The organism is candidate division WOR-1 bacterium RIFOXYB2_FULL_36_35 (assembly GCA_001771505.1).
Classification (GTDB): domain Bacteria; phylum Margulisbacteria; class WOR-1; order XYC2-FULL-46-14; family XYC2-FULL-37-10; genus XYB2-FULL-36-35.
The window spans coordinates 1-8,137 of sequence record MEUA01000032.1 but is presented as its reverse complement, the minus strand read 5'-3'; the positions used below and the strand labels follow the sequence as shown (position 1 = coordinate 8,137).

Genomic DNA, 8,137 nt, shown 5'->3' with positions numbered 1-8,137 from the left:
AGATACAACTACTCCTACATTAACATGGGAAGCTTCAACTGATCTATTATCTTCTATCGCAAGTTATGAGATAAATCTGGATGGAAGTTTAATAACCCAAGATGCTACAACAAGTTACACAGTGGGAAACGCTTTATCTGACGGCCTTCATACCTGGGAAGTTAGAGCAAAAAATGGTATAAATAACTGGGGGTCATACAGCACTTCATTTACATTTATAATATCTTCGTATATAGAAAACCAGGCGCCTATTTCTACAATTGAGGCATCTGGCATTTCATTAAAAAATGAAGATTACATAGATTCAACTCCTCACTTTGACATTAAGATAACTGATAATACGACAATTGATGCAGATTCAATTATTTTGACTTTTGATAATAAAAAAGTTTCATATAGTACTATTATAAGCCAGCCATCATATATGCAAATATCTTATACCCCAGAAGTGAAACTTGAATCTGAAGATGTCAAAAAATACTCAATAAAAATTGAAGCTGCAGATATTCTTGGAAATATCGGAACTAAAGAAGTAGATGATTTAAAAGTCTCTTCGGCCTCATCCTCAACTCAAATCATAGGGCCTGTCCTTTCTTATCCTACCAAAGTATCTCCTTTGACAGGAGAATCGGCAAAGATAACATATACGCTAAATAAAGATGCTCAAGTTGCAATCTATATGTTTAGCGCGAATGGCACAATAGTATTCAACAAGACTTTTTCTTCCGGAGAAAACGGAGGGAAGGCAGGGTATAACGAAGTAATATTTAACGGGAAATCAACTATTACCGGTAGTGTTTTAGGAAATGGCATCTATGTTTATAAAATAATCTCCGGCAATAAAATTTTAGGCAAAGCCTATATTGTTATTTATGATTGAAGTATGTTAAACTTATTTAAAATTCTTTTTTTAAAAAATAAGGTGGTTTTATGAAATATGCTTTTTTTAAGGGTAAAATAGTCCCTTTTTCCGATGCTAAAATAGGAATTATGACTCATGCCTTCAATTATGGAACAGGTGTTTTTGAAGGGATTAGGGGCTACTGGAATTCCGAGAAAAAACAAATTTTTATTTTTAAACTGCGAGAGCATTATGAAAGATTTCAACGATCTACTAATTTGGCTTTAAAAACAGACTTAAAATACTCTTTTGAAGAATTAGAAGCTTTTACAATTGAACTTGCAAAAAAAAATGATTACAAAGAAGATATATATATTCGTCCAATTTATTATAAATCTCAAGAAAAAATAGGGCTTGGTTTAATTGGAATTGAAGATGATTTTTGTATGTATATTTCGCCTTTTGGAGCATATCTTGATGTTACAAAAGGAATTAGAGTTTGCGTATCAAGATGGTGGAGAATTTCAGCTCAGTCTATTCCTCAAGGGGCTAAGATTACAGGAACTTATATCAACTCTTCTCTAGCAAAAGCGGAAGCTCTGGAAAAAGGCTATGATGAAGCAATCTTGCTTTCTCATGAAAAAACAGTTGCAGAAGGTTCCGGCGAAAATTTGTTTCTTCTTAAAGATGGAAAACTTATAACCCCACCTTTATCAGAAACGATTCTTCCTGGAATAACTAGAAGCTGTGTAATAGAACTTGCAAAAAATGAATTACAAATTGAAACAATTGAAAGACAATTACAACAAAAAGAATTGTATGAGGCAGATGAGTTGTTCTTTTGCGGAACAGGTGCGCAAATTTCACCTATAATTTCTGTTGATGATAAAAATATAAAAGAAGGAAAAGTAGGATTTATAACAAAAAAACTGCAGGATATTTATTTTGCTATTGCAAGAGGAGACAATCCAAAGTATTCAGCTTGGTTGACACCTGTTTATTAATGGTATAATCAACGGAAATGATAAAAGGTATTGGCATTGATATTATAGAAATAGAGAGAATTGGGAAAGCAATAAAAAGTTATGGCAATAACTTTTTAAATAAAGTTTTTACTGAAAAAGAGATATCTTACTGTACTCGAAGGAAGAATCTTGGCATTCATGAGTTCGCGGTAAGATTTTCAGCCAAAGAAGCTTATTCCAAGGCAATTGGAGTTGGGATTTTAGGGCTTGGAAGGGGAAAACAGGGAATAAAATGGAAGGATGTTGAGGTAGGAAACGATTCTTTGGGTAAGCCTTTTCTGATTTTTAATGGGAAAATTCTTAAAAAAGCTCAGCTTAGTCTTTCTCACAGCAAAGATTATGCGATTGCAGCCGTTTATGTTGAAAAATAAAATTAAAATTCCAAAAAGAATAAAAAATTCTCATAAAGGAGATTATGGCCGAGTTTTGATAGTTGCCGGATCTTCGGGAATGCTCGGTGCTGCGATTTTATCTTCCCGAGGAGCTTTGCGATCGGGTGCGGGGCTTGTCTATCTTGCTGTCCCCAATTTTTTGAGGAATTTTATAAATTTGGCGACTCCGGAAGTTATTGTCAAGAATTTTTATGAAATAAATGACTTTGATTTTGATGTGTTGGCTATAGGCCCCGGACTTTCTATAAACAAAGAATCCAAATTTTTGGTCGACAAAATTGTTTCCAAAACCAAAAAACCTCTTGTCGTTGATGCGGATGCTTTGAATATTTTATCTTATAATTTGGATGTTTTAATCAAGTCCAAAGCTAATATTGTTTTAACTCCGCATCCTGGTGAAATGGCTCGCCTTACAGGTTTGGATGTTTCTTCTATTCAAAAAAACCGCGTCAAAACTGCGGCACAATTCGCAAAAAAATGGGGGGTTTGTTTGGTATTAAAGGGAGATAAAACTGTTATTGCGGATAAAAATGGAGATGTTTTTATAAACAGCACAGGGAACCCGGGGATGGCATCTGCTGGAATGGGAGATGTTTTAACGGGAGTGATTGCTTCTTTTATAGGGCAGGGATTTTCTCCTTTTTTGGCGGCTCAAGCAGGTGTTGCGATCCATGGGCTTGCGGGAGATATTGCAAAAAAAGAAAAAGGGGAATTGGGGCTTATTGCTTCAGATATAGTTGATAATTTGCCAAAAGCAATTGTAAAGGCGCAAAATGGCTAAAACTCAAGAACAAAGAGATATTTTTTTGGAATTTCTGGGGAAGGATACAATCCTTTTATTTGAGGGGCTGGGAAATTTGGTTCATCTTTTTTTTGAAACTTTATCTTCTATTTTTAAGAGGAGAGTTAAGATTAAGCTTGTTCTTGAACAGATGGTAAAAATTGGAATTGATTCTCTCCCTATCGCTTTGACCTCCTCTTTTTTTGTAGGGATGGTTTTTGCTGTTCAAATCGGTGGTGAATTTGTAAAATTTGGAGCAAGTAAATATATAGGCGGAGTTATGGGAATTGCAGTTGCCCGTGAATTGGCTCCTGCTTTAAGCGGAATTGTTGTTGCCTCTCGTGTTGCGGCCGCGATTTCGGCCGAGCTTGGAACCATGAAGGTAACAGAACAAATCTCTGCCCTTTATGCTTTGGGGAGCAACCCGATTAAATATCTTGTTGTTCCAAGATTTTTGGCTTGTACTATTATGCTTCCTCTTTTAACAATTATTGCAGATATTGTCTGCTTTTTTGGAGCTTATCTTGTGGTTGTTTATTTAATAAATGCAAGTGGAGTCGATTATATGACTTCTGCCCAGCAACTGCTTAAAATGAGTGATATTTATGGAGGAATTGCAAAATCTTTTGTTTTTGGAATGGTTATATCTATAATAGCGTGTTACAAAGGGCTGAATGCGAAAGGGGGAGCGAAGGGGGTTGGGGAGGCGACAACTTCTTCTGTTGTGGCTTCTTTGCTTGCTTTGTTTGTCCTTAATTATTTCCTTTCAGTATTATTTTTTAAATGATAACATTAAAAGCTGTATCAAAAAAATATGAAAATCTGGTTATTTTGGATAATGTTGACCTTGAAATTCCAGAAGGACAAAAGGTTGCGGTTATAGGATCTTCCGGATGTGGCAAAAGCACCCTTTTACGGCTTATTTTAAGGCTTGAAGAAGTTACAACTGGTAAAATATATATTGATGATCAGGAGATAGGTTTGCTATCGCAAGATCATCTTGCAGATATTAGGAGAAACATAGGGATGGTTTTTCAATCATCAGCTCTTTTTGATTCTTTAACTGTTTTTGAAAATGTTGCTTTTGCTTTAAGGCAACACTCTAAGATAAAAGAAAATGATATTATGCTAAAGGTTGAAGAAAAGCTTGAAATGGTAGGGCTTTCAGGCAAAGGTGATTTAATGCCTTCGGAATTGTCAGGCGGGATGCAAAAGAGGGTAGGTATTGCAAGAACATTAGTTTCTGATCCCAAGATCATTTTATATGATGAACCGACGACTGGTCTTGACCCTATAACATCGACAAGCATTGAAGATACCATAAATGATTTAAGCTCTAAGGCAAAAGTAACATCAATAGTGGTCACTCACCAGTTAAGTACAATATTTAGGACTGCAAATAGGATTGTTATGATGTATAATAGCAAATTCATTGAGTGTGGCTCTGTTCCTGAAGCAAAAAATTCAAACAATAAAGTAATAAAAGATTTTTTATCACCCGGCATTTAAGTTTTTTTGTTTTTTGGTTCTTTAGTTTAAATAAGGATTGGTGATCATAAGTGTCAAATACTGCCAAGCTTGGTTTTTTTGTTTTGATTGTGATTGTAGCCCTTGCGGCGATGATTACATGGAAGAGTAATATTTTTCTAACAAAGGATGGCTACGAGCTTATAGGTTCTTTTAAGAATATTGAAGGATTAACTCTTGGTTCTGAATTAAGGTACAGAGGGCTAAATGTAGGCAAAATAATGCAAATAGATCCTGGGCCTTACAATATCAAGGTTTTTGCTATTGTAAGAAAAGATATCATAATTCCGAAAGATTCTAAATTAAGAGTGGGATTTGATGGATTGGTTGGACAAAAATATCTTGAAGTTGTTCCCGGTACATCAGAAGTTTATTACACTGAAGGAGAAAATTTGGAAGGGATGTCAACTTCCGGGATTGTGGATTTTGTTGATATAGGAGCGCAAAATCTTATTGAAACAAAAAAGATTTTAGAAACTTTTAGAAATATTATAGATGATCCAAAGCTTCAGGCAGCATTTAAAAATTCTGTTTATACGGCTGAAAAAGCAGCTCAAAATATTGAAAAATTGGCAAATGAACTGAGAAAAACAAATGCGGGAATTATGGCTATTGTTGCAGATTCCAATTTTCAGGCTTCTGTAAAGGGGACAATGAAAGAGACCAATAAAACACTGTCTTCTGCCAACAATTTCTTTGAGTCTGTAGAAAAAATAGACATAAGGCCTTCTGCTGACATTCAATATGGAACGGTTTCTAATAGCATAAGGGGTAATTTAAATATTCAAAATAGTCCAACAGATTACTTAAGAATTGGGATAGGCGAGGGGCCTACTCGTAATTTGAGCTTGTTGGACTTAGAGATATCAAGAAGAGTCTTTGCAAACATAGGAATGCGACTAGGTATGATAAATACCTTTCTCGGTGGAGGTATAGATATTTTCCCTGATAAATATATGGTTTTAAGTACTGATTTGTACGATTTTAATAATCCAAAGCCCAATGTTCCCAAGATAAGGACTACTGCATCTTATAAAATTTTTGATTATGTGAATTTTCTAATTCAGGCTGATGACATTTTTAACTCTGGAAGGAATTATTCTGTAGGTGTAAAAATAAAAGGGGTAGGAGAATAGTCTTAGGCTGGAATATTCATTTTGTCATCCCCGCGCCGTACCTGTCGGCAGGCAGGAAATCGGGGATCCATCTTAACCCCGATTATTATAATCAATGACAATTATGCAACAGACCCAAAATTTATTCTTTTTTTAATCTTCATTTTCAATTTATTGCTCTTATAATAAAAAGTGAAATTCATGGAAAGCTCGTTCGATGATAATTTGTATAGCTTTGAGAAATTACCCTGACAATAAAGTTTCGAAAAAGTTTTTCATAGCTTTATTTTAATATATGGCTAATCGTATAGAAAGAAGAATTACAACAGTACAAGGAATAAAGGTAAAGACAACTGCTTTATCAGCATCTTTAGTAAGAGGAAGTAAAGAATCTGTAAGGGTTGATCGAATCCCATCAAATTTGCTAGACGAATTACCTACTAGAGAGCTTTCTGATTACGGTAGCAGGATAAGCAATTTATTAGAATTATTAGGAGATGGAAACACTCCGGTAGAAAGTCTGGAAGAATCATCAATCAAAATAATTCCTCCTATAATAATGGAAGATAATGATAGCCCTTTATCTGATAATGATATATTGGTTTTAGCCGATGCTGATAGAACAACAGAAGAAAAAGATGATCCTTCAAAAAATACAACCATAGAGCTAGAAAAAAGACTCCTTTATTTAAAAAATAAATTCAGCAAAAGAATTTCAAGAATTTTTGATACTATGAAGACTGATGTTTTAGGCGAAGAAGGAGATGTTGCTTTATTTGAAAGATTAGTTAGGAGTGTTTATGGTGAAGCAAGATACAGTGTTGTTGGTAAAATAGGCGCAGGTGGCATGGGATCGGTTTTTTTGTTAACAGATCAAGAATTAAATATGTATGTTGCAAAGGTTGCCTTTGAACAGATATTACGCCATAAGTTTCCTGAGATCAAAGAAACATTCGTAAAAGAGGCAAAAAATCTAACCTTACTTGCAATGGCAGAAAAAAAATTCTCTAAAAAATTCTCAGGAATAGCAAGAATGATTGATAGTAGAGATTGTATGACCTATGAAGAAATAGGTTCTGCTATTTTTTTTATGACAGAATATGTAAGTGGTTGCAATTTAACAAATTGGCTTAAGTATCAAACTATTAGGGCGCAAAGAAAAGGTGAGAGAAATTACGAAAAATTATCAACTCCAGAAGTAGCCTATATAGCATATTGCTTGTTTGAAATCCTTGATTTATTGCGAAGGGCGGAAATAAAACACGGTGATTTTGACCCTACTAATATCATGATGGATAGAAATGGAAAAATAAAAATTATAGATTTAGGCGTTTCAGAAAATTTTACGGATTGGGACGGAGAACTCATATCAAAAGGTGTTTTTAAGGGGAAAGTTAGGTATGCAGCTCCGGAATTAATTGTTCCTTTTGTTAGTGAAGAAAGAATAGATCAAGAGAGTTTTTATGCTGCGGATTTTTACTCATTGGGAATCGTTTTGTTTATTTTGGCGACAGGAGAATATCCGGAAAAATTAATTGAAATAAAGAACCTCACAAACTTTCTTCATATCTTTTCAAAGGATAGGGAGATACTAACCAAAAGAGACCTTAGCTTACTTCCAGAAGAGCTAAAAATTTTAATCCCATTATTATTAAAAAGGAATCCTCTTGAAAGACTTACAAATACTGATCTGGGAATAAGGTTAGCTTCTTACATTATTTCTAGCTGTTTAGATATATTTTAGATTAACCCCGATTATTCATACCTAGAGTAGACGTGAATAATCGAGGTTAAATTACCTCTTAAAAACATATCAACATATCAAAAACATAACTTTACAAGAAATATTTACATTTAAATCAACGTCGTATAATATATCTTATGTCAAGTATGCGATGAGTGATGATTGATTGTTTATTGGCTTTGTTATGGCAAAAATTGCGTCACCTACTGGTTGTCAACGTAGTGGTCTGGGGATAAGCTGGCTGATGTGGAATTAGTTCTTATTTATACTGTACACTGGTTGCTGTAAACTGTACACTCTTTTTTGTTCACCCTTTTATAACGGCAAGCGGTGTTAATTCTTCTTCTATTGACACTAAATCAGATTGTAGTTCCATGACTGTTTTTATGTTTTTATAGGCTCCGGATGCTTCATCGAGGTCATTTTTGGTTCTTATAGCATGAATTATCCCTTTTTTATCAAGTTTTTCCTGTTCTTTTGCCAAATCTAGCGTATTTCTGGCCTTATTTCTGCTCATTCTACGACCTGCGCCATGGGAACAGCTGAAAAAGCTATCGGGATTCCCTTTTCCTCTTACTATATAAGAATTACTTCCTTGAGAGCCTGGAATTATCCCAATTTGGCCTAATTCCGCTTTTGTTGCTCCTTTCCTGTGGACTACAACTTTTTCTCCAAAGTGAGTTTCTGATGAAGCATAATTGTGAGCGATATT

The 8,137-nt window shown here is 34.6% G+C and carries 7 protein-coding genes and 2 pseudogenes; 8 read left to right on the top strand and 1 reads right to left on the bottom strand.

Annotated elements, in window-relative coordinates; translation table 11 throughout:
- The 8 genes and pseudogenes from A2290_00410 (at position 1) to A2290_00375 (ending at position 7,425) form a co-directional block, all read left to right on the top strand.
- Positions 1–880 (top strand): annotated as a pseudogene (locus A2290_00410) (hypothetical protein).
- A 50-nt stretch (positions 881–930) separates the two neighbouring features.
- Positions 931–1,845 (top strand): branched-chain-amino-acid transaminase, encoded by a 915-nt coding sequence (locus A2290_00405; GenBank protein OGC14718.1) that lies wholly within the window; start codon positions 931–933, stop codon positions 1,843–1,845.
- A gap of 17 nt (positions 1,846–1,862) precedes the next feature.
- Complete coding sequence (locus A2290_00400) at positions 1,863–2,237, top strand: holo-[acyl-carrier-protein] synthase (protein ID OGC14717.1); 375 nt, start codon at positions 1,863–1,865, stop codon at positions 2,235–2,237.
- Positions 2,224–3,039 (top strand): NAD(P)H-hydrate dehydratase, encoded by an 816-nt coding sequence (locus tag A2290_00395; protein OGC14716.1) that lies wholly within the window; start codon positions 2,224–2,226, stop codon positions 3,037–3,039. Before A2290_00400 ends, A2290_00395 begins: the two co-directional genes overlap by 14 nt.
- A complete protein-coding gene (locus A2290_00390; protein ID OGC14715.1) occupies positions 3,032–3,826 on the top strand; it encodes a hypothetical protein in 795 nt (264 codons plus the stop codon). Before A2290_00395 ends, A2290_00390 begins: the two co-directional genes overlap by 8 nt.
- On the top strand, positions 3,823–4,548 hold the full coding sequence (locus tag A2290_00385) for a hypothetical protein (protein ID OGC14714.1): 726 nt from the start codon (positions 3,823–3,825) through the stop codon (positions 4,546–4,548). Before A2290_00390 ends, A2290_00385 begins: the two co-directional genes overlap by 4 nt.
- Before the next feature lie 50 nt (positions 4,549–4,598).
- The gene (locus A2290_00380; GenBank protein ID OGC14713.1) at positions 4,599–5,702 is read left to right on the top strand and encodes a hypothetical protein; all 1,104 of its coding nucleotides are present in this window, start codon (positions 4,599–4,601) and stop codon (positions 5,700–5,702) included.
- Between the two features lie 274 nt (positions 5,703–5,976).
- Positions 5,977–7,425 carry a hypothetical protein gene (locus A2290_00375; protein OGC14712.1) on the top strand — a complete coding sequence of 483 codons (1,449 nt, stop codon included), beginning with the start codon at positions 5,977–5,979 and terminating at the stop codon, positions 7,423–7,425.
- A gap of 307 nt (positions 7,426–7,732) precedes the next feature.
- Here A2290_00375 and A2290_00370 read toward each other — a convergent pair.
- Positions 7,733–8,137 (bottom strand): annotated as a pseudogene (locus tag A2290_00370) (RNA-splicing ligase RtcB).

Excerpts from the sequence above, each read along its gene's own strand:
- A2290_00405 (OGC14718.1), top strand. The coding sequence starts at position 931 with ATGAAATATGCTTTTTTTAAGGGTAAAATAGTCCCTTTTTCCGATGCT.
- A2290_00400 (OGC14717.1), top strand. The coding sequence starts at position 1,863 with ATGATAAAAGGTATTGGCATTGATATTATAGAAATAGAGAGAATTGGG.
- A2290_00395 (OGC14716.1), top strand. The coding sequence starts at position 2,224 with ATGTTGAAAAATAAAATTAAAATTCCAAAAAGAATAAAAAATTCTCAT.
- A2290_00390 (OGC14715.1), top strand. The coding sequence starts at position 3,032 with ATGGCTAAAACTCAAGAACAAAGAGATATTTTTTTGGAATTTCTGGGG.
- A2290_00385 (OGC14714.1), top strand. The coding sequence starts at position 3,823 with ATGATAACATTAAAAGCTGTATCAAAAAAATATGAAAATCTGGTTATT.
- A2290_00375 (OGC14712.1), top strand. The coding sequence starts at position 5,977 with ATGGCTAATCGTATAGAAAGAAGAATTACAACAGTACAAGGAATAAAG.